Consider the following 20718-nt stretch of genomic DNA (forward strand, 5'->3'; position numbering starts at 1 on the left):
TTTCAATCAGGGGTCACACGCCGATGCTCACGCGCAAACAACAGGAGCTTCTCCTTTTCATTCATGAGCGCATGAAGGAATCCGGCGTTCCGCCATCTTTCGACGAGATGAAGGATGCCCTGGATCTGGCCTCCAAATCCGGCATTCATCGCCTGATTACAGCGCTCGAAGAACGCGGTTTCATTCGCCGCCTACCGAACCGCGCCAGGGCGCTCGAGGTCATCAAGCTTCCCGAAGCCTATAGTCCCAGCATCCAGCCCCGGCGCGGCTTTTCGCCGAGCGTCATCGAAGGCAGCCTCGGCAAGCCCCAGCCGGTCGCCGCCCCCGCGCCTGTAAAACCCGTCGCCGACAACGGCAACTCGGTCTCGGTGCCGGTCATGGGCCGAATCGCTGCCGGTGTTCCGATCTCGGCAATCCAGAACAATACCCACGACATCGTCGTTCCCGCCGACATGCTCGGCTCCGGTGAACATTATGCGCTCGAGGTGAAGGGCGATTCGATGATCGACGCCGGCATCTTCGACGGCGACACGGTGATCATCCGCAACGGCAGCACCGCAAGCCCCGGCGACATCGTCGTTGCCCTCGTCGATGACGAGGAAGCGACGCTGAAGCGCTTCCGCCGCAAGGGCGCCTCGATCGCGCTTGAGGCGGCCAACCCGGCTTACGAGACCCGGATCTTTGGGCCCGACCGCGTCAAGGTGCAGGGCAAGCTCGTCGGCCTCATTCGCCGCTATCACTGACACTGGACAGGCCGGATTCGGTAAAACTGTTGCTGCGCCAGTCATAGGCGCGCTGGCGCATCCATGGCCGCGACAGCGTTTCGAATGCGGTTGCGACCTCCAGGCCGGTATCTGCGAAGCGCAGCTCGAGGGAACCGGTCTTGCGCAGCGTCTCACCGGTGAAGAGCGTCGCGCCTGAGCGGCAGCTGTTGAAACGCAGGCGGACCGGCGTCACGACGATATCGGCTGCATCGCAGGCCGGGCCGAGATAAGCGGCATTGTCGATGATGCTTACCACACGGCCATTGCCAAGCCTTGATATGCACCAGGCCTTTTTGACGCAGGAGAAGCGGTTTGTTTCACCGCCCGCGGCGGCCCCCCGCATCGCTGTCCTTGCTTCATTCTGTTGCTCGCGGGAAAGCCTGACGCGTCGGTCTTCCCCTCCGGCGGGATAGCGGGGCCACCCAGCATCTTCGGCGGGTGATGCGTCGGCAGGACCAGCGCTCTTTGCCACTGGTCGAAGATGAAATCCGGCGGGTTTTCACGATTGGAAGCCATTGCCGCGGTCTCGACGAGCGCGACCAGACCGCCATCCTCCGAAATCACCAGATCCGGCGGCCGGGAAACCGGCAGAATCAACAGAATGAAGGTCGAAACGGCGAGGATTGCTGAGCCGGCATGGCGCAGCCGGGTGCGGAGCAGCGTCAGCAGCAGGAAGCCTGCCACGGCGATGGCGAAATACCAGGCGGGCAAGCGGCCGACGCCGATATCGCCGCCCCAGCCGGACACTGTCTTGGCGACCGCGATCACCAGATCAAGGCCGAAGCCGACCACCTTCCAGAGCGGAGCGTCCAGACCGAACGGCATGAGCAACATCGCCAGCAGCCCGGCCGGCATCACGATGAAGGAGATGATCGGCATCGTCGCGAGGTTTGCCGGCAGGCCGTAAGCGGTCAGGCGATGAAAATGTTCGATCGAAAACAGCGCCGTGGAAAAACCGCCGATCAGCGAAGTCAGGAAGACGCCGCCGAAGAAACCGGCGACCGCAACGAGCGGCCGGAAGACCGGCAGCCTCAGCAAAGCGTTTTCGCGAATGCGCCGCTCCTTCCACAACTGATAACCCGATACCAGCGCCAATGTCGCGGCAAAGGACATCTGGAAGCTCGGGCCCAGGACTTCGGAGGGCGAAATGGCGATGATGACGAGGGCCGAGAGCACGACATTGCGCAGGCTGATCGACGGCCGATCGAAGAAGACGGCAATCAGCATGATGGCCATCATGATAAAGGCGCGTTCAGCCGAGACCCCGAAGCCGGAGATCAGGTAGTAAGCGGTGACGGCGATGAGCGCGCCTGCTGCGGCGATCTTCTTGGTCGGATAGGCCTGGGCAGCGCCTGGAAAAAGGCTGAGCAGCATCCGGAAGCCGACGAAGAAGATGCCGGCCGACAGCGCCATGTTGAGGCCCGAGATCGCGACGATATGAGCAAGGCCGGACTGGCGCAGCGCCTCCGTCGTCGCATTCGAGATGGCGCGCCGCTCGTCGGTCACCAGAGCAGCGGCAAAAGCGCCCGTATCGCCGGGCAGGATCGATCGAATGCGATCGCCGATACCGCTGCGCAGCCGGTAAAGCCATTCGAGCATTGCTTCCGACGTCGACATTGCACCCTGCGGGCCCGCCCCCAAATCCCTCTCCGGAGCGCCATAGAAGAAGCCGTTGGCACCGATGCCGTCGAAATAGGCACTGAAGGAGAAATCGTTGAGTTCAGGCAGCGCTGGGCCTGCCGGAGGCGTCAGCCGCACCCTGCCGGTGATGATGTCACCGATCTCGAAAGGCGTATCGGCGCCGCGGACGATCGCGGTGATGCGCCCCGGCCGCCGCTTCAGCTCCGGCGCCTCCGTGCCGGTGACGGCAAGGATGTAGCGCCAACGCCCACGTCCATCGCCTTCCCGCCGTTCGACACGGCCGGTCACCGTCGTCGTCACGGATGAATCGAGGATCACGGTCGAAGCCCTCCAGCTCTCGAATCGTGCTGAGAGCATGCCGCAGGCGAAAAGCGCCAACGCCAGGAAGCTGGCCCGCAGCACCGGCCGGCTGGGGCCGGCGGCGAGAACCACGACCGCCGGCATCGCCAGGCAGAGGAGCGACGCGACGAGGGGAAAATCCCATCGCGCGAGAAACCAGAAGGCCGCCCCGGCGCCGAGGAAGACCGGCGAGAACAGCAGCAGTCGGCCATGGTCGGCCTCCTCGCCCAACATGCGGATTCCAGCACGCAGCGATTGCGAGGCCGCGGCCGGCAGCCAGTGGCGCAATGGCATCGCGGACTGGGTCCTTGCCGGCCGCCTCCCCACCGCAGGCGCGGAAAAACCCGGGACTGGGCCAGGCCAGCGCCCGCTTCCGGCCGCAATTCGACTGTCGTCAATTCCTCCATACCCCGCCCAAGATCACCCGCACCTGCGGGCAGAATGCAACCTTCAATCAAAACGAGCAAGAATAATCGATTGAAATATGAGGGAAAATCGCCACCGCCAAAAGAGCAGTCGAATCATTGGCTTCCGGTATGCGCACGGCTCATCGCTGCAGTGCCTAAAAGGTGATGCCGCAATGCACAAAATGCCGTCACGGTAACTTGGCATTAGCTTCGCGATCATATAGCTATCGGTGAGGACGCTTAACCCCTATGGCGCTTTTATGGCGCCACCGCCATTTCGGAGGATCAGCATGACGGATCAAAGCGCTACAATAAAAATCGGTGACAAATCTGTCGACCTAGCCGTCAAGAGCGGCACGATCGGCCCGAGCGTCATCGATATCGGTGCTCTCTATAAGAACACCGCTTCCTTCACTTACGATCCGGGTTTTACCTCGACCGCATCCTGTGAATCCAAGATCACCTACATCGACGGCGACGAAGGTGTGCTGCTGCACCGCGGCTATCCGATCGAGCAGCTGGCCGAGCATGGGGACTTCCTCGAAGTCTGCTACCTGCTTCTCTACGGTGAACTGCCGACCACCGCGCAGAAGAAGGATTTCGATTATCGCGTCACGCACCACACCATGGTGCACGAGCAGATGAGCCGCTTCTTCACCGGCTTCCGCCGCGATGCGCATCCGATGGCCGTCATGTGCGGCTGCGTCGGCGCCCTGTCGGCTTTCTATCACGACTCCACCGACATCACCGATCCGCACCAGCGCATGGTCGCCAGCCTGCGTATGATCGCCAAGATGCCGACGCTTGCCGCGATGGCCTACAAGTACCATATCGGCCAGCCTTTCGTTTATCCGAAGAACGATCTCGACTACGCCTCGAACTTCCTGCGCATGTGCTTTGCTGTGCCTTGCGAAGAATACGTGGTCAATCCGGTGCTCGCCCGCGCCATGGACCGCATCTTCATCCTGCATGCCGATCATGAACAGAACGCCTCGACCTCGACCGTCCGTCTCGCCGGCTCGTCGGGCGCCAACCCGTTCGCCTGCATCGCGGCCGGCATCGCCTGCCTCTGGGGCCCGGCCCATGGCGGCGCCAACGAAGCAGCGCTCAACATGCTGAACGAGATCGGCTCGGTCGACCACATTCCGGAATACATTGCCCGCGCCAAGGACAAGAACGATCCGTTCCGCCTGATGGGCTTCGGTCACCGCGTCTACAAGAACTACGATCCGCGTGCCAAGATCATGCAGAAGACGACGCATGAAGTGCTCGGCGAACTCGGCATCAAGGATGATCCGTTGCTCGAAGTGGCGATGGAGCTGGAGCGCATCGCGCTCACCGACGAATATTTCATCGAAAAGAAGCTCTATCCGAACATCGACTTCTATTCCGGCATCACGCTGAAGGCGCTCGGCTTCCCCACGACCATGTTCACCGTGCTCTTCGCGCTTGCCCGCACCGTCGGCTGGATCGCCCAGTGGAACGAGATGATCGAGGATCCGGAGCAGCGCATCGGCCGCCCGCGCCAGCTCTATGTCGGCGAACCGAAGCGCGACTACATCCCGGTTTCGAAGCGCTGATCGCTTCGGCCAACATATCGGCCCGAAAAGGAGAAAACCCGGTCAGAGACGACCGGGTTTTTTCTTGTCCAGCACGTCGAGCAGGATTTCGGCGGCATGTTCGCCTGGTGGTTTTTCCGTCTGCATGCGCTGCCAGATGAGATCATAGCCTTCCTTCATCGCCTTAAGCTGGTAGGTGTCAGCCGACAGCCTTTCCATCCAGCGGGCGAGGCTTGCCCCGCGAACGACGTCGTTCAGATATTCCGGGACGACGGCGTAATCGGCAATCAGGTTCGGCAGTGCGCCAGTCCAAGTCTTGATGCTTGACGTCAGCAGACGCATGATCCAGTCGACCTTGTAGGCGGAGACGACAGGAACATCGGCAAGCGCCAGTTCAAGAATGACGGTTCCCGATGCCGCCATCGCCGCATCGGCTTCAGCGAATGCCTTCCATTTAGCTTCAGCGCCGACAACGATCTCCGGCTTGACCGCCCATCCCGCCGTCAGTTGGCGGACAAGCGCTTGCCTGTGCGTCACCGTCGGCAGAACAAAGCGCGTCGGCCCATTGCGGGCGACAAGTTCGCTTGCCGCCACCTCGAAATGGGGCAGGAGCTTCTGGATTTCCGAGGAGCGTGAGCCGGGCAGAAGCAGGATCGCGTCGTTGCCGGGCTGCCTGCCGGCGCGCCGGCGCCGGGTCTCCAAGAGCGCCGGGTCGGCGGTCAGGCGATGGCCGACATAGGTGGTTGCCGGCCCGCCAAGGCGCTGCATCGCCGCCGGTTCGAAGGGCAGGACGGCGAGCACATGATCGACATAGGCGAGCATGCGCGTGGCGCGATATTCTTTCCAGGCCCAGACGCTCGGACAGACGTAATTGACGACAGGCAGATCGGGCAGCGCGGTGCGGACGCGCTTTGCGACGCGATGGGTGAAATCCGGGCTGTCGATGATGAGGAGAATGTCGGGCCTTGCAGCGACGATGGCAGCGGTCGTCCGGCGGATCAGCGTATACAGCTTCGGCAGCCGGCTCAGCACCTGGGTGATGCCCATGATCGACAACTCGGAGAAATCGAACAGGGATCGCAAGCCCTCGGCCTGCAGCCCCTCGCCGCCGACGCCGACAAGTTCCACCGGCCCGGTGTGGACCCGCTTCAGGGCGGCGACGAGATCGGCGCCGAGCAGATCACCCGATACCTCGCCGGCAATGACGGCGATCTTCAGCGGCGCCCCGTTCATTCGAGCCCCCATGCCGGCAGCCCGCGATCGATGCCGCAGACGAAAAGCCCTGCCTCATCGGCGGCCTTGATGACGGCGGCGCGATCGAGCACCAGCGAGCGGCCGGCCTCTACCGCGATGCCGCCGAGACCGGCTTTTTTTGCGTTCAGGATCGTGGAAACGCCGATCGCCGGCAGGTCGGCGCGGATATCCTGCTGCGGCTTGCAGAGCTTGACGAGCGCGCCGCGGCGCCGCGGCGAGATGCGCCCGGCGGCTCTGAGACCCGCGACACGGTCCAGCATCTCATCCGTACCCTCGAGCCCCTCGAGTGCCACGACACGGCCGCCGATGCTGATAGCACCCTGCCCGACATCCAGCCGACCGAGCATGTCCGCGGCTTCGGCGGCGCGGCGGATATCGCGCCGGTCTTCCTCACTAGGCGTCGTCGCGCCAAGCGCACCAACAGAGGCAAGCAGATCCGGAGCAATTTCATGAGCGCCGACAACCCGGCGGCCGTTCCCCTCAATCAGCCGGATCACCATCTGCAGAACCGTGTCGTCGCCGCCGGAGAGCAGTGTGCGGATGGCGGCCGGCACTTTCATCAGAATGCGCAGTGTCGGACGCACCTCGCGCCATTCCGGTCGGCGGGCGACGCTGCCCGACATCACGACACGGCCGACACCATAACGGCTGAGCAACCCATCAAGAGCTGCGAAATCGCCGATGCCGATGACGGCGTGATCATAGTCTTCCCAGCGCCGGTCGCTTTCATCCTTCAGGGCGACGATGACGGGATTTTCACCCGCCGCACGCGCGGCTTCGGCGACATAAGAAGGCAGAAGACCGCCGCCGGCAATTATCGCCAGCCGGCCCGCAGCGGTGTCGCCTGATAAAGCCACGGATCAGCCCTTCTGCCCCGGGTCGGCGAGGACAGAGCGCGATCGCTGTCGGCGGCGATGAAATCGAGGATCTGGACCGCCTGCTCGCAATCGGCATATTCGTCGCGGATGGCGGCGGCGTTTTCGCGGACGGAGCCCGTTCCTTCGAAGATCGACTTATAGGCGCGGCGTACCCTGTGGATGACGGCGCGGTCGACGCCGGCGCGGGTCATGCCGACGACATTCAGGCCGCTCAGCAGACCGGGATTGCCGTTCAGCATACCGTAGGGAATGACGTCGTAACTCACTGCCGAAAGCCCGCCGACGAAGGCCTGACGGCCGACGCGGGTGAATTGGTGAACGGCCGAGCCGCCGCCCAGGATGACGCGATCCTCGATGACGACATGGCCGGCGAGCATGACATTGTTCGACATGATCACGTGATTGCCGACCTTGCAGTCATGCGCGACATGGGAATTGGCAAGGAAGAGGTTGTTGTCGCCGACGATCGTCTGGCCGCCGAAATCGGCCGTGCCGGTGTTCATCGTCACACCTTCGCGCATCGTGCAGTTGGCGCCAACCGAAAGCGTCGTCTCCTCGCCGCCGTGATGCACGCTCTGCGGATCGCCGCCGATGACAGCCATCGGAAAGATGCGCGTGCCCCTGCCGATCACGGTGCGGCCGGTGACAATAGCATGCGACAAGAGCTCGACATTTTCATGCAGGACGACGTGCGGCCCGACATGGCAGAAGGGACCGATCTTGACGCCCTCACCGATCACAGCCCCGTCTTCGACGACAGCCATCGGATGAATGCGGGCGCTTTCGGCAATAGTGCTCATGCCTGTTCCTTACGAACGATCATTGCGCCGATATCGGCTTCGGCGACCAGGGCGCCGTCAACCTTGGCGTCGCAATGGAATTTCCAGATATTGCCGCGCTGCTTGTGCTTGGCGACATGGAATTCGACGCGGTCTCCAGGAACGACAGGCTTGCGGAAACGGGCATTCTCGATGGTCATGAAGTAGACGAGGTTGCCGGGCTGGCCTTCCTTCTTGGCACAGATCGCACCCGCGGTCTGCGCCATGCCCTCGATCAAAAGAACGCCCGGCATGATCGGAGCTTCCGGAAAATGGCCGGTAAAATGCGGTTCGTTCACCGTGACATTCTTGATGCCGATCGCCGAGTTGTCGCCGTCGATCTGGATGATCTTGTCGACCATGAGGAAGGGGTAACGATGCGGCAGCAGCTTCATGATCTCGATGATGTCCGCCGAAGAAAGCGTTGTCGTGGCTTCTTCAGTCATTTTCCTTGCCTCCAGGGTTCCGACCGCGCAACTTGGACTTCGACACTTGTTGTGCGGCCTCTCTCAGATAGTCTTTTAGCGGACGGGCCGGTACACCGCCATATTGCCCGCCGGCGGCAAGATCGGTCATGATACCGCTTTTGGCAGCGATCTGCACGCCGTCGCCGATCGTTACATGCCCCTTGATGCCGGCCTGGCCGCCGATCTGCACGCCATTGCCGATCTTCGTGCTGCCCGCGATGCCGACCTGCGCGACAATGGCGCAATGGCGGCCCATCTGGACGTTGTGGCCGATCTGGACCTGGTTGTCGATCTTGGTCCCCTCACCGATCACCGTATCGTCCATGGCGCCGCGGTCGATCGTGGTATTGGCCCCGATCTCGACGTTGTCCTGGATGATCACCCGGCCGATCTGGACGATCTTGATCATGCCGCGCGGACCGGGCGCATAGCCGAAACCATCCTGACCGATGCGGACGCCGTTATGGATGATGACGCCGTTGCCGATCAGCGCGCAGAGAATGCTGGCGCCGGCTGCAATCGAACAATCGCGGCCGATCTTGACATTCGGGCCTATGACACTGTGGGCGCCGATGCGCGTGCCTTCGCCGATTTCGGCATGCGCGCCGATAACCGCCAGGGGCTCGACGATCACACCTTTTTCCAGCCTGGCGCTCGGATCGATCACCGCGCTCGGCGCAATCTCGCTTTCACCCGGCGAAATGGCGACCGGACGCAATGCTGCCGGGTAAAACAGTCCGCCTGCCATCGCAAAGGCCGCGTGCGGATTGGACGACAGGATGATGGGGATATGCGGGGGACGAGATCGGCCAGCGCCTTGTCGCAGATCACCGCCGAGGCTTCGCATGTCGCCAGCTCATCGCGGCTGCGGCGCGACAGGATATAACAGACATCACCCGCCCGCGCCCGGTTGATCGGGGCCACGGATCGGACGACGATGTCGGCATGGTCGGAATTGGGAAGTTCCGCCCAAGAAACTCTGCCAGCTCAGCGAGCTTCAGACCTTCATGGGGCAGAAAAAAAACGTTTTGCTCCATCGGCAATGCTCCAGAACGGAATTGAGTTCTTACAGTTCCGGACTGCCGATATCAGAATTGGTTGTTGATGCCAAACTTGAAGTTCTGCGTCTTGTCGAAGTCTTCCTTGAGAACCGGGATCGCGTAATCCAGGCGCAATGAACCGAAGGGAGACTGCCAGACGACACCGACGCCGACGGAAGCGCGCAGAGAGGCGTCTTCACCATCAATGCCGTCGCCCCTCAGGTCAACGTCATTGCCGAACAGCGTGCCGGCATCCGCGAAGACCGCGCCGCGCAGGTTGAAGTCACGCGGGAAGCCCGGCATCGGGAAGGTCGCTTCGGCCGATGCGGTGAAATACGTCGTACCACCCAGAGGATCATCGTTGGTGCCGGAAACGCGCGGGCCGATGCCCTTGTTTTCAAAGCCACGAATATCGCCGTTGGTCAGGGTGAACTGATCGAAGACATTCAGATGGTCGCCGAGGCCGATGACATAACCCGCCGAAGCAGAAACCGAGCCGATGATATCGGCATCGTCAGCGAGCAGACGGTAATAACGGGCCTTGCCGTAGATCTTATAGAACTGCGAGTTCGCCGCCGAGGCCAGCCAGTTCCTGCGTCGCCGTCGCATAGATGCCTTCTCGCGGCAGGACGGTGTCATCAAGCGTGTTATAGGTCAGCGTCTGCGAGATCGAAGAGCGCGTCCACGGGCTGTCTTCAACGAGGTGCTGATACGGAGCTGACAGATCTGAAAGATCGCTGCTGTCCGCGTCATACTTCATCTGCTTGTAGTTATAGCGGAAAGTCGTCGCCAGGTCTTCGGTGATCGGCGCGGTGACGCGCAGAACGACGCTGGTTTCCTCATAGTCGTAGTTGTCGTTGCTCGACGTCTCGCTGTGGTTGACGTCGAAGCCTGCGGCCAGACGATAACCGAGGAAATAGGGCTCGGTGAAGCTGACGCCGTAGGCGCGCGAACCTTCCTGACCGCCGCCGGCCGAGATGCGGATATACTGACCGCGGCCGAGGAAGTTCTTTTCTTCGATGGACGCTTCAAGCAGCAGGCCGTCACCGCCGGCGGCATAACCGGCGCCGACACCGAACGAACCTGTCGACTGATCCTGCACGTCGACGACCACCACGACACGATCCGGCGAGCTGCCCGGCTGGGTTGAAATGTTGACGGACGAGAAGTAACCGAGCGCTTCGAGGCGGCGCTTGGCCTTGGTGATCATCTGCTGGTTGAAGGCGTCGCCTTCGCTCATATCGAATTCGCGGCGGATGACGTAGTCGCGCGTGCGGCTGTTGCCGCGGATTTCGATACGCTCGACATAGGCGCGCTCGCCCTGGTCGACCAGATATTCGACACCGATCGTATTGTTGTTGAGGTCGCGGTTACCGCGCGGCGTGACGCGCGCAAAAGGATAACCGGCAGACGCGACCTGATCGGAGATCGCCTCGATCGACTTCTGCACTTCCTTGGCGTTGTAGACATGACCTTCATGGGTGCGCACGAGCGGCTGCAACTGCTCGGAACCGACGCCTTCGACGGTCGACTGGACGGTCACCGGCCCGAAGTCGTAACGCTGGCCTTCCTCGATGTTGAAGGTGAGCGTGTATTTGTTGGTCGCATCGTCGAAGGTGGCATCGGAAGAGACGATGCGCATGTCGGCATAGCCGCGATTGTAATAGAACTGGCGCAGCGCTTCTTCGTCGGCGTGCAGCTTGTCTTCGTTATAGACGTCCTTGCGGGTCAGGAACGACAGGAAGTTCGAACGCTTGGTGTTGATGACAGCAGCCAGGCGGCCGGCGCTGTAGGCATTGTTGCCGACGAAATTGATCGAATCGATCTTGGTGCGATCGCCTTCGTTGATGACGAAGGCAAGGTTCACGCGGCCTTCGCCGAGCGGCACCACCTGCGTCGTGACTTCGACTTCGCTGCGGCCGGTGGCGGCGTAAGCTTCCTTGATCGACTGGATGTCGGACTGGATCTGGGTGTCGCTGTAGGGGCCTGCGGCATGCGTCTGGACGATGGTCGCGAGCTTGTCATCCTTGATCTTGCGATTGCCGTTGAAGACGACCTGGTTGACGAGCTGGGCTTCCTGGACGTTGACGACAAGCGTGCTTCCGGAGACCGAGATCTTCACGTCGGAGAAGTAACCCGTCCCGTAGAGCTGCTTGACCGATTCATCGATATCGGTGTTCGAAAAGCTCTTTCCGGGAGCGATGGTGAGGTTCGACCGGACCGCTTCCGCGCCGACGCGGCTTGCGCCGCGCACATCAATGCGCTGGATGACCGCGGCCTCGGCGGCGGTAGCGGAAACGAACGTCAAAGCACCTGCGCCCGAAGCAACAACACTAGCAGACAGCGCAACCGCCGATACTGCGTTCAAAAACTTTGAACCAGCCTTCATTTCACCTATTACCTTTTTTCCCTCGTCCCCGGCCTCAGGAAAACCCGATTCCGGTCACGTGTGTCGTTTTACCCGCTTTTGACATACAAGCAAGGGAGGTCGTTAATTTCTGTTTACTTCATTTCGAAGCGTGACCCATTCGCCACTACAGCCTTGAAACATCGTAAATAAATAGTAATTCCCCTGCTTCGCGCGTTTACCCTTAGCTCGCGCCAATGTCGTTCCAGGTCGTGAAAACCATCAATGTCAGTATCATGGCCAAGCCAATGCGAAATGCGATTTCCTGGGTCTTGGCGCCCAGCGGTTTTCCTCTGACCGCTTCCACCGCATAGAACATCAGGTGGCCGCCATCAAGTACCGGAACCGGCATCAGGTTAAGCAATCCTATCGAAACTGAAAGCATGGCGGCAAGCTGCAACACTGCCCCTATTCCAAGCTTCGCCATCTGGCCCGAAGCTTGCGCCACACGGATCGGGCCGCCTAGTTGATCGGCCCGCATCGTTCCGCGGAAAATATTGCCGATATATTTGAAGGTGCCGGTGACGATATCCCGGGTCTCGATCACACTTTCGCGCAGCGCCTGGAGCGGTGTGTAGGTCTGCAGGCGGAAATTGCCGACCTCCTTGCTGGTCACGATGCCGATCTGGCCGACCTCGATCTTGTTGCCGAACTGGTCGGTCATGTCGACGCGCTGCGGCACCATCGGCAAATCCAGCTTCTGGCCGCCGCGCTCGATGGTGACGACGATCTCCTGACTCGGGCGGATGGCGACATAGCGGCGCACATCGTCGAAGGTCTCGACCTTGCCGCCGTCGATGGCGACCAGCAGATCGCCGGGGAGGATGCCGGCGGCAGCCGCCACGCCCTCCGGCTTAACTTCGGAAACGACGGGATCGGCGACCGAGCGGCCGTAGACCGAGAAAGAAGGGTGAAAATAGCGATGGCCAGCAGGAAATTGGCGATCGGGCCAGCTGCGACCGTTGCTGCACGTTTCCACAATTTTGCTCCGGCAAAGGAGCGCGCCCTGTCCTCTTCGGACATGGCCGCGATCTTGTCGCTGTCGGGCTTGCTCGAGGCGTCCTCGTCTCCGAAGAAACGGACGTAACCGCCAAGGGGGATCACCGAGATCTTCCAGCGCGTTCCATGGCGGTCGGTGAAGCCGAATATCTCCGGACCGAAACCGACAGAGAAGGCGAGGATGCGGATGCCGCTCCAGCGTCCGACGAGGTAGTGGCCCATCTCGTGCACGAAGACGAGCAGCGAGAGCACGAGGATGAAGGTGACGATATTCCCCATCAGGAATGCGTATATATCGGCCATCACTTCTATCAGTTCCTTCCGTCAGGCTGCCGCGTCATCAAAGGCCGAACAAGGCCGCGCCGAGCGACGTCATCGCAGTCCCCTTTATCAGGGAAAATAATCCAGCTAGCAAGAACGCCGAAAAACAGGCGAAAATCAGTCCGTCGACACGGTCCATGACGCCGCCATGACCAGGAATGAGACGGCTTGAATCCTTGACGCCGAATTTCCGCTTGATGAACGATTCGAACAGATCTCCCGACTGGCTGCAAACCGAGAGAACGAGGGCTGCGACGGCAGCGATGATTTCCGTCCCTGGAAGGAGAAAGTGGATAAGAACGACGCCGGCTACGACCGCCGAAACGGCGCCGCCGATTGCCCCCGACCATGTCTTCCCCGGCGAGATCGAAGGGGCAAGCTTCGGTCCGCCAAGCGCCCTACCGACGAAATAAGCAAGGATGTCGGTTGCCCAGACGACGGCAAAGACGAAGAGCATGGCATAAAGGCCGGGCCGGTCATCGCTTCTGATCGCGGCGAGCGCGAGGCCCGTGGCACCGGCATAAAACAGGCCCACCGGCAACCAGCGGCTGGTGCCGTGCAGGATGATCAGCGCTATGCCGACGGCGGTGACGCCGGCCAGCATGCCGGCGGCGAATTCGAAATTGCCGACAAGCACGAGGAAGGCAATCGCCGCCTGGCCGATCCAGCCGACGGCATTGGCGACCCAATCACGCGCGACGCCGGTTATTGTCGACCATTCATAATAGATCAGCAGGCCGATCACGGCCGCCAGGATGCGGAAGGCAAATCCGCCGTACCAGGTGGCGGCAAGAACGATCACCGCAAGAATCAGGCCTGAAACAATGCGGAGCTTCAATTCCTGCTGCATCAGGTGCCGACCGCGGCTGCCTGCGACGACAGGCCGCCGAAGCGCCGGTCGCGGGAGGCGAATTTCTCCAGCGCCGAGCGGAAGATCTCGGGGCTGAAATCCGGCCAATACTCCGGAACGAAGATGAATTCCGAATAGGCGGCCTGCCAGAGGAGGAAATTGGAAAGCCGCTCCTCGCCGCTGGTGCGGATGATGAGGTCCGGATCGGGGATACCGGCCGTATCGAGACGGGCGTTGATCAGCGATGGCGTGATATCCTGCGCCCTCAGGCGGCCGGCCTCGACGTCTCTCGCCAGGCTGACCACAGCCCGCGAGATCTCGTCGCGCGAGCCGTAATTGAAAGCGATGACCAGCGTCAGCGCCGTATTGTCCTTGGTCGTTTCCTCCGCCTCAAGCAGCAGGCCCAGAATGTCGTTGCGCAAGCTGTGGCGGTCGCCGATCACCTTGATCCGCACATTCTGGCGATGAAGCTCGGCAAGGTCACGGCGGATGAAAGCCTTGAGCAGACCAAGCAGGTCGGAGACCTCGGCCTCCGGCCGGCGCCAGTTCTCCGAGGAGAAGGCAAAGAGGGTCAGATATTTTATGCCGGCCGCGCCGGCGGCGCGCACTGTCTCGCGGACCGCCTCGACGCCCTTGCGATGGCCCATCGTGCGCGGCAGGCCGCGCTGCTTGGCCCAACGGCCATTGCCGTCCATGATGATGGCAACATGCTCTGGCACAGTCACAAATACAGATTCCGACATTTCCCGTCCGGTCTTTCCAGGCAAAGGCACAGATCCACTAGACCTGCATGATTTCCTTTTCCTTCTCGCCAAGCAAGCGGTCGATTTCGGAAATCGTCTCGTCGGTCATCTTCTGTACACGTTCCGACTGCGCCCTGCCCTCGTCCTGGCCGATTACGCCATCCTTTTCGGCCTTCTTAAGGCCGTCCATGCCGTCACGGCGTACATGGCGAATCGCGACCTTGCTCTTTTCGGCGTAATCATGAGCCACCTTGACGAGCGACTTGCGGCGCTCCTCGTTCAGTTCGGGCAGCGGAATGCGCAGGTTCTGGCCGTCGACGATCGGGTTGAGGCCGAGATTGGATTCGCGAATGCCGCGCTCGACGGCGCTGACCATCGACTTGTCCCAGACGGAAACCGACAGCATGCGCGGCTCGGGCACGGTGATGTTGGCGACCTGGTTCAGCGGCATGCGCGAACCATAGGCCTCGATCGTGACCGGATCGAGGATGTTGGCCGAAGCGCGGCCGGTGCGCAGCGATGCGATGTCGCTCTTGAATGCGGAAACCGCGCCGTCCATGCGGCGCTTCAGTTCCTTGATGTCGATACCTTCACTCATGTCGATGCTCCCGTATAAAGCGCGTCGCGATGGCTGCGCCTGACAAAGGCGGCGCAGTCTATATCAGTTGTCGGAGACGATGGTCTTGAGGCCACCGCCCGTCAGGATTTCAGCAAAACCGCCTTTCTCGTGGATCGAGAAGACGATGATCGGAATGGAATTCTCCCGGGCGAGCGCCACGGCGGCAACGTCCATCACCGCAAGCCCCCTGTCCAGCACTTCCTGGTGCGTCAGGCGGTCGAGCCGGGTCGCATCGGGATATTTCTTCGGGTCGGCGGTATAGATGCCGTCGACCTGCGTGCCCTTGAAGATCGCTTGCGCGCCCATTTCGGCGGCGCGCAGCGCTGCGGCCGAATCGGTGGTGAAGAAGGGGTTGCCGGTGCCGCCGGCAAAGATCACCACACGTCCCATCGACAGGTGATAGAGGGTCGCGCGCTGCGAAAAGCTCTCGCAGATCTCAGGCATGGAGATGGCCGAAAGCACCACGGTATCGATGTTGAGCTTGCGCAGCGAGGTCGCCAGCGCCAGCGCATTGATGATGGTGCCGAGCATGCCCATGTGGTCGCCGGTGACCCGGTCACCGCCCTTGGACGCGACCGCGACACCGCGGAAAATATTGCCGCCACCGACGACGACGCCGACTTCCACGCCCATATGCCTTGCTTCGGCGATATCGGATGCAATGCGGTCCGCCACCGCAACATCGATCCCGAAACCCTGGCTACCCATGAGCGCTTCGCCGGAAGCCTTGAGTAGAACGCGTTTATAGACAGGCTCTAAAGACATCTTGGCTCCTCGTAAATTGCCGTGAATGCCCGATACACGAAGGGCACCGCGTTGTCACGCGATGCCCCTGTTGTTTTCCCAATTATGGCTGGAAGATCAACCCTTGACGGCAGCCGCAACTTCGGCTGCGAAATCGGTTTCTTCCTTCTCGACGCCTTCGCCGAGCAGAAGGCGGGCCATGCCGGCAACTTCGATCGGCGCGCCGACGGCCTTTTCAGCTTCCTTGACGGCGGCTGCGACGGTCAGATCCGGATTGATGACGAAAGCCTGCGAGAGAAGGGCGACTTCTTCGAAGAACTTGCGCATGCGGCCATCGACCATCTTCTCGATGATGTTGTCCGGCTTGCCGGAAGCGCGCGACTGCTCGATGAAGACGTTACGCTCGCGCTCGGCGACGGCGGCATCGACTTCCTCGGGGCGGATCGCCAGCGGTGCGGTCGCAGCGATATGCATGGCGACCTGGCGGCCGATTGCGTTCAGGGCTTCCTTGTCGCCGGTCGACTTCAGCGCGACGAGAACGCCGAGCTTGCCGAGGCCGTCGGAAACAGCATTGTGGATATAGGTGGCGACGACACCGTCCTCGACGGAGAGCGCGACCGAGCGGCGCAGGTTCATGTTCTCGCCGATCGTTGCGATCGCGTCCTTGATCGTGTCGGAAACGGACTTGCCGGATGCCGGGTAGGTCGCAGCCGCAACGGCCTCGACGGTGCCGTTTGTGGAGACGGCAACCTTGGCGATGCCGCGGACCAGATCCTGGAAGGCATCGTTACGGGCGACGAAGTCGGTTTCGGAATTGACTTCGACCACAACGGCCTTGGTGCCCTGGCTCGAAACACCGATGAGGCCTTCGGCAGCGGTGCGGCCCGACTTCTTGTCGGCCTTGGCGATGCCCTTGGCGCGCAGCCAGTCGATCGCCGCTTCCATGTCGCCGCCGGTTTCAGCAAGAGCCTTCTTGCAGTCCATCATGCCTGCGCCGGTCTTTTCGCGCAGTTCCTTCACCATCGCAGCCGTAATCTCGCTCATTAGCTTCCTCTTGTCGGTTCATACGGTGGGCCGCAAAGCGCGGCGCGGCACCGGATTGAGGCACGAAATGTACCTGTATGTATGACAGCGTGATGAAGACGCGTCATAACGAAACTTATCTGGCAAAGAGCCTGATGCCCTCGCCCTGAAACAGGCAAGGCCGCCGAACTTCGATCAGTTCGCGAGCGGCCTTTCCCAGTCATGCAAGCTTTGGCGGACCTTTCGATCCGCCAGCTTTCATCAGCCTTCGGCTGCTTCTTCGAGAGCCGGCTCGACCGGAACTTCGGAGGATGCGCCGAGATCGCGGCCGGAAGAGCTCTGCTGACGCGCAATGCCGTCGATGGCCGCGCGGGAGATCAGCTCGCAGTAAAGAGCGATGGCGCGCGATGCGTCGTCGTTGCCCGGGATCGGATAGTCGATCAGGTCCGGGTCGCAGTTCGAGTCGATGATGGCAACGACCGGGATGCCGAGGCGCTTGGCTTCGTCGATCGCGATCTTTTCCTTGTTGGTGTCGATGATGAACATCAGGTCCGGAGTGCCGCCCATATCGCGGATACCGCCGAGAGCCTTGTCGAGCTTTTCACGCTCGCGCTCGAGGTTCAGGCGTTCCTTCTTGGTGAAGCCCTGGGCTTCGCCGTTGAGGATCTCATCGAGCTTGCGCAGGCGCTGGATCGAGTTGGAAATCGTCTTCCAGTTCGTCATCATGCCGCCGAGCCAGCGCGAGTTGACGTAGTACTGGGCCGAACGCTTGGCGCTGTCGGCGATGATCTCGGACGCCTGGCGCTTGGTGCCGACGAAGAGAACGCGGCCGCCGCGGGCAACGGTATCGCTGACGACCTGCAGGGCGCGCGACAGCATCGGAACGGTCTGAGCCAGGTCGATGATGTGGATGTTGTTACGATCGCCGAAGATGTACGGCTTCATCTTCGGGTTCCAGCGGTGCGTCTGGTGACCGAAGTGGACGCCTGCTTCGAGAAGCTGGCGCATAGAGAAATCGGGCAATGCCATGCCTTTGTATCCTTTTCCGGTTGAACCTCCGCAAGGCGAACAGCATCCTCTTCGAGAATGCCACCGGGCGGAACGATCCGGATTTCTCCCGGACAATCCCATGCCTTACGTGTGGAATGCCGCTGCCCATACATTCCGTCCGGCATAAAAGCAAGGAAAACATTCCAATCGGCAGACAAACAAGGTTTATGCCGAGAAATTCAGCCGCTGCCCCGCCCTTCGCATGCGTCCGCTCAGCTTGCCAGCATCGTCAGCAGCGACAGCATCAGCTCGGCGTCCGGCATCGGCAGGACGGCATCGACCTCGGCCGGCAGCAGGCTGCCGATTGCGCTGTCGGCGGTGCCGGCGGCGGCTCCTGGCGGACCGCCGAAGCCGTGCCTCGTCCAGGCCAGTTCCTGCAGCTTCGGGCTCACCAGCGCCTCGATCAGCCGATCGGCGTTCTCGTCGACGACGGTCAGCGAGGCGGGCTTTCCAGGCTTGCGAAAGGTAATCGCCTGGAGACCCATCTTCGCAATAAGCAGGCCTTGTCACGATGGACTGGCCGCTAGGATCACACCGACCCGAAAAGCAGGACGACGGAAGACGCTGGTCGCCGCACAATAATGAACTTTATGATACAGTTTTATGACAGTTGGAAAAGCTTTGCAGGCTTACTTGCAAACCTCGGCCTTGCGGTCGAGCAGCTCGAGCTTTGCGAGCTTGCCGGTCAGAACGAAATCGCCGTAATCCATGGTCAGGTCGCGCGTGATGCCGTTCTCATAGAGCTTGAACGACATACGGTAGACCGGCAGAGCGTCGGATTTTGCATTCTCGTTGAAATAGGCGATCGTCACCGGCCAGAAGGCCGTCTTGGAGAAAGCGCCGGCATTTCCGGAATCTGCCTCCTCGGCAACCGGCGTCTCCTGTTTGCCAACGATCGTCGTCGTCACCAGCGACTTGTCGCCGTCATCCGAGCCGTCGAAGACGCGGGCCTCGAAGAAGCGCTTGCCGTCCTTTGCGTTCTGGATCACGTCGAGCATATGTTCGGTCGGGAACCGGCTTTCGGCAAGCTGCAGTTCGCGGCTCGACGGTTGCTTGAGATCGACCTTGACCCCGTCCGGCTGATCCTGAGCCGCACCGTTGACCTCTTTGTCGAGCTGTTGGTCGGTGAAGGATTTGGTGTCGAAGGTGAACTTGCCGTCTTTGAGATTCTCGAAGGTCTTCGTCTGCTGGTCGCTGACGCGGACGCTGTCGCCGGTGTCGATCTGCGTCACGAAGCGGAAGTTGGTGGTGAAGCCCTGGCAATAGCTGCCGTCGAACTCATAGACCATGCGACCGTACATGCCGGCAATGCCGGAGCGGTCAGAGGCGTCCTTCAGTTCCAGATCGTAGACCGCGCGATGTGCGACGAGGCCGGTCGCGATCGCAGCGCTTACCGCGGGCGCGGCCGCCCATGCATTGGCGGAAACGCTGGCGAAAAGCAGAGCGACAAGACCTGATCGGAACATTCATTAACTCCTGTTGGACTCGGTCGCGATGTTATAAGAACGCTTTCGGCCAAATCGAGGCTCGAACCTGTCATATTAAAGATTCTAGTCTTGATGCATAATTTTTGAAGAATTGACAACAAAAGCGGAGACGAAAATGTCGGATGAAATTGCAAAGCGCCTGACTGAGATGGGGATAACCCTGCCCGAAGCCGCAGCGCCTGCTGCAAATTACGTTCCTTACGTCATCAGCGGCAATCTCCTCTACATCTCCGGCCAGCTGCCGCTCGAAGGCGGCAAGATCGCCGTCTCCGGCCATCTCGGCAAGACCGTGGACGTTGCGAGCGGCCAGCGCGGCGCCGAGCTCTGCGCCATCAACATCCTAGCCCAGGCGAAGGCAGCACTTGGCGGCGATCTCGGCCGCATCCGGCGCGTCATCAAGCTGAACGGCTTTGTCGCCTCGGCGCCCGACTTCGTCGAGCAGCATCTCGTCATCAACGGCGCTTCGAACCTGATTGCCGGCGTGCTCGGCGAGGCCGGCAAACATGCTCGTGCCGCCGTCGGCATGGCCGCCCTGCCGCTGAACGCCGCCGTCGAGATCGATGCTATCATGGAAATCGCGGAATGACCAATGCGGCCTGGATTCGGGACGTGCCCGTCGCCCATCGCGGCTATCACGACCTCAATAAGCTCGTCTGGGAAAACACGCTTTCGGCCTTTTCACGTGCCGTCGAAGCGGGCTTTGCGATCGAATGCGACCTGCATTACGCCTCCGACGGCGTGCCGGTCGTCTTTCACGACGAGGACCTGCAGCGGCTCTGCAATCTTCCGGGCGACATCCGCGAGCGCACCTCCCGTGAGCTCGGACTGATCGCCGTCGGCGGCACTGGAGACAAGGTGCCGACGCTCCGCCAGCTTCTCGATCTCGTCCAGGGCAAGGTGCCGCTGGTGCTGGAGCTGAAGGGCCGCGAGGCCGATGACGAGGGATTTGCAGAAGCCGTGCTCGAAGTGCTTCAGGATTATCAGGGCAAGGTGGCGCTGATGAGCTTCGACCACTGGCTGCTGCGCGATCTGAAGGCGCTTGACGCCCCCTACCCGCTTGGTCTTACCGCCAACGGCAACACACCGGAGGAGTTTGCGACGCATGCGAAGGCGATGGAGATCGGTCTCGATTTCATCTCCTATTATTATGACGACCTGCCGAACGCCTTCATCACAGGCGAACGTGAGAAGGGCATCCCCGTCATCACCTGGACGGTGCGCGACGAAGAAGCGCGCCGGCTCACCTTCGCCAACGCGGACCAGATGACCTTCGAGGGCTTCGACCCGCGTGTGGCGGTTTGACGCTCG

General features: G+C 61.3%; 15 protein-coding genes and 5 pseudogenes. 4 read left to right on the top strand and 16 right to left on the bottom strand.

Going from position 1 to position 20718, the window contains the following annotated elements; genetic code table 11:
- The first annotated feature begins 23 nt into the window (after window positions 1-23).
- Window positions 24-743 (top strand): transcriptional repressor LexA, encoded by a 720-nt coding sequence (gene lexA, locus MF410_RS08830; RefSeq protein WP_097625365.1) that lies wholly within the window; start codon window positions 24-26, stop codon window positions 741-743.
- Here the strand turns inward: lexA and MF410_RS08835 are convergent.
- Window positions 724-3151 (bottom strand): annotated as a pseudogene (locus tag MF410_RS08835) (ComEC/Rec2 family competence protein). The gene lexA and the pseudogene MF410_RS08835 sit on opposite strands and share 20 nt — an antisense overlap.
- A 290-nt stretch (window positions 3152-3441) precedes the next feature.
- On the opposite strand from MF410_RS08835, the gene gltA reads away from it, so the two are divergent.
- A complete protein-coding gene (gltA, locus tag MF410_RS08840) occupies window positions 3442-4731 on the top strand; it encodes a citrate synthase (RefSeq protein WP_049735207.1) in 1290 nt (429 codons plus the stop codon).
- Between the two features lie 42 nt (window positions 4732-4773).
- Here gltA and lpxB read toward each other — a convergent pair whose 3' ends face one another.
- From lpxB to MF410_RS08915, 15 genes and pseudogenes are all read right to left on the bottom strand, one after another.
- Entirely contained in the window at window positions 4774-5943 is a 1170-nt protein-coding gene (gene lpxB, locus MF410_RS08845) for a lipid-A-disaccharide synthase (protein ID WP_097625363.1), read from the bottom strand.
- Window positions 5940-6821, bottom strand: a complete 882-nt coding sequence (locus MF410_RS08850) for an LpxI family protein (RefSeq protein ID WP_097625362.1) — start codon at window positions 6819-6821, stop codon at window positions 5940-5942. Before MF410_RS08850 ends, lpxB begins: the two co-directional genes overlap by 4 nt.
- Entirely contained in the window at window positions 6779-7642 is an 864-nt protein-coding gene (lpxA, locus tag MF410_RS08855; protein WP_239620326.1) for an acyl-ACP--UDP-N-acetylglucosamine O-acyltransferase, read from the bottom strand. Before lpxA ends, MF410_RS08850 begins: the two co-directional genes overlap by 43 nt.
- Complete coding sequence (fabZ, locus tag MF410_RS08860) at window positions 7639-8106, bottom strand: 3-hydroxyacyl-ACP dehydratase FabZ (protein WP_097625360.1); 468 nt, start codon at window positions 8104-8106, stop codon at window positions 7639-7641. The genes lpxA and fabZ overlap by 4 nt, the downstream gene beginning before the upstream one ends.
- Window positions 8099-9164, bottom strand: a pseudogene (lpxD, locus tag MF410_RS08865) (UDP-3-O-(3-hydroxymyristoyl)glucosamine N-acyltransferase). The gene fabZ and the pseudogene lpxD overlap by 8 nt, the downstream one beginning before the upstream one ends.
- 51 nt (window positions 9165-9215) lie before the next feature.
- A pseudogene (gene bamA / locus MF410_RS08870) lies at window positions 9216-11556 on the bottom strand (outer membrane protein assembly factor BamA).
- A gap of 202 nt (window positions 11557-11758) precedes the next feature.
- Window positions 11759-12876, bottom strand: a pseudogene (rseP, locus tag MF410_RS08875) (RIP metalloprotease RseP).
- Between the two features lie 37 nt (window positions 12877-12913).
- Complete coding sequence (locus MF410_RS08880) at window positions 12914-13744, bottom strand: phosphatidate cytidylyltransferase (RefSeq protein WP_003586673.1); 831 nt, start codon at window positions 13742-13744, stop codon at window positions 12914-12916.
- The gene (locus tag MF410_RS08885; protein ID WP_003586675.1) at window positions 13744-14487 is read right to left on the bottom strand and encodes an isoprenyl transferase; all 744 of its coding nucleotides are present in this window, start codon (window positions 14485-14487) and stop codon (window positions 13744-13746) included. The genes MF410_RS08880 and MF410_RS08885 overlap by 1 nt, the downstream gene beginning before the upstream one ends.
- 37 nt (window positions 14488-14524) lie before the next feature.
- Window positions 14525-15085, bottom strand: a complete 561-nt coding sequence (frr, locus tag MF410_RS08890) for a ribosome recycling factor (RefSeq protein ID WP_097625357.1) — start codon at window positions 15083-15085, stop codon at window positions 14525-14527.
- Between the two features lie 63 nt (window positions 15086-15148).
- Window positions 15149-15871, bottom strand: a complete 723-nt coding sequence (gene pyrH / locus MF410_RS08895; protein WP_003573378.1) for a UMP kinase — start codon at window positions 15869-15871, stop codon at window positions 15149-15151.
- Window positions 15872-15967: 96 nt separating this feature from the next.
- Entirely contained in the window at window positions 15968-16894 is a 927-nt protein-coding gene (gene tsf / locus MF410_RS08900) for a translation elongation factor Ts (protein ID WP_097625356.1), read from the bottom strand.
- Between the two features lie 240 nt (window positions 16895-17134).
- Window positions 17135-17902, bottom strand: a complete 768-nt coding sequence (gene rpsB / locus MF410_RS08905) for a 30S ribosomal protein S2 (RefSeq protein WP_003573382.1) — start codon at window positions 17900-17902, stop codon at window positions 17135-17137.
- A gap of 233 nt (window positions 17903-18135) precedes the next feature.
- Window positions 18136-18366, bottom strand: a pseudogene (locus MF410_RS08910) (hypothetical protein); the annotation flags it as partial.
- Between the two features lie 186 nt (window positions 18367-18552).
- Window positions 18553-19389, bottom strand: a complete 837-nt coding sequence (locus MF410_RS08915; RefSeq protein WP_097625355.1) for a cell envelope integrity EipB family protein — start codon at window positions 19387-19389, stop codon at window positions 18553-18555.
- Window positions 19390-19525: 136 nt separating this feature from the next.
- On the opposite strand from MF410_RS08915, the gene MF410_RS08920 reads away from it, so the two are divergent.
- Together MF410_RS08920 and MF410_RS08925 are read left to right on the top strand one after the other, a co-directional pair.
- Window positions 19526-19996, top strand: a complete 471-nt coding sequence (locus MF410_RS08920) for a RidA family protein (RefSeq protein WP_003586684.1) — start codon at window positions 19526-19528, stop codon at window positions 19994-19996.
- Window positions 19993-20712, top strand: a complete 720-nt coding sequence (locus tag MF410_RS08925) for a glycerophosphodiester phosphodiesterase (protein ID WP_097625354.1) — start codon at window positions 19993-19995, stop codon at window positions 20710-20712. The genes MF410_RS08920 and MF410_RS08925 overlap by 4 nt, the downstream gene beginning before the upstream one ends.
- Window positions 20713-20718: the final 6 nt, after the last annotated feature.

It is taken from the genome of Rhizobium sp. C104 (genome assembly GCF_022354505.1).
GTDB lineage: Bacteria > Pseudomonadota > Alphaproteobacteria > Rhizobiales > Rhizobiaceae > Rhizobium > Rhizobium redzepovicii.

Bases quoted from the DNA above. Each gene is read 5' to 3' on its own strand.
- lexA (WP_097625365.1), top strand. From the start codon at position 24: ATGCTCACGCGCAAACAACAGGAGCTTCTCCTTTTCATTCATGAGCGC.
- gltA (WP_049735207.1), top strand. From the start codon at position 3,442: ATGACGGATCAAAGCGCTACAATAAAAATCGGTGACAAATCTGTCGAC.
- lpxB (WP_097625363.1), bottom strand. From the start codon at position 5,943: ATGAACGGGGCGCCGCTGAAGATCGCCGTCATTGCCGGCGAGGTATCG.
- lpxA (WP_239620326.1), bottom strand. From the start codon at position 7,642: ATGAGCACTATTGCCGAAAGCGCCCGCATTCATCCGATGGCTGTCGTC.
- fabZ (WP_097625360.1), bottom strand. From the start codon at position 8,106: ATGACTGAAGAAGCCACGACAACGCTTTCTTCGGCGGACATCATCGAG.
- MF410_RS08880 (WP_003586673.1), bottom strand. From the start codon at position 13,744: ATGCAGCAGGAATTGAAGCTCCGCATTGTTTCAGGCCTGATTCTTGCG.
- MF410_RS08885 (WP_003586675.1), bottom strand. From the start codon at position 14,487: ATGTCGGAATCTGTATTTGTGACTGTGCCAGAGCATGTTGCCATCATC.
- frr (WP_097625357.1), bottom strand. From the start codon at position 15,085: ATGAGTGAAGGTATCGACATCAAGGAACTGAAGCGCCGCATGGACGGC.
- pyrH (WP_003573378.1), bottom strand. From the start codon at position 15,871: ATGTCTTTAGAGCCTGTCTATAAACGCGTTCTACTCAAGGCTTCCGGC.
- tsf (WP_097625356.1), bottom strand. From the start codon at position 16,894: ATGAGCGAGATTACGGCTGCGATGGTGAAGGAACTGCGCGAAAAGACC.
- rpsB (WP_003573382.1), bottom strand. From the start codon at position 17,902: ATGGCATTGCCCGATTTCTCTATGCGCCAGCTTCTCGAAGCAGGCGTC.
- MF410_RS08915 (WP_097625355.1), bottom strand. From the start codon at position 19,389: ATGTTCCGATCAGGTCTTGTCGCTCTGCTTTTCGCCAGCGTTTCCGCC.
- MF410_RS08920 (WP_003586684.1), top strand. From the start codon at position 19,526: ATGTCGGATGAAATTGCAAAGCGCCTGACTGAGATGGGGATAACCCTG.
- MF410_RS08925 (WP_097625354.1), top strand. From the start codon at position 19,993: ATGACCAATGCGGCCTGGATTCGGGACGTGCCCGTCGCCCATCGCGGC.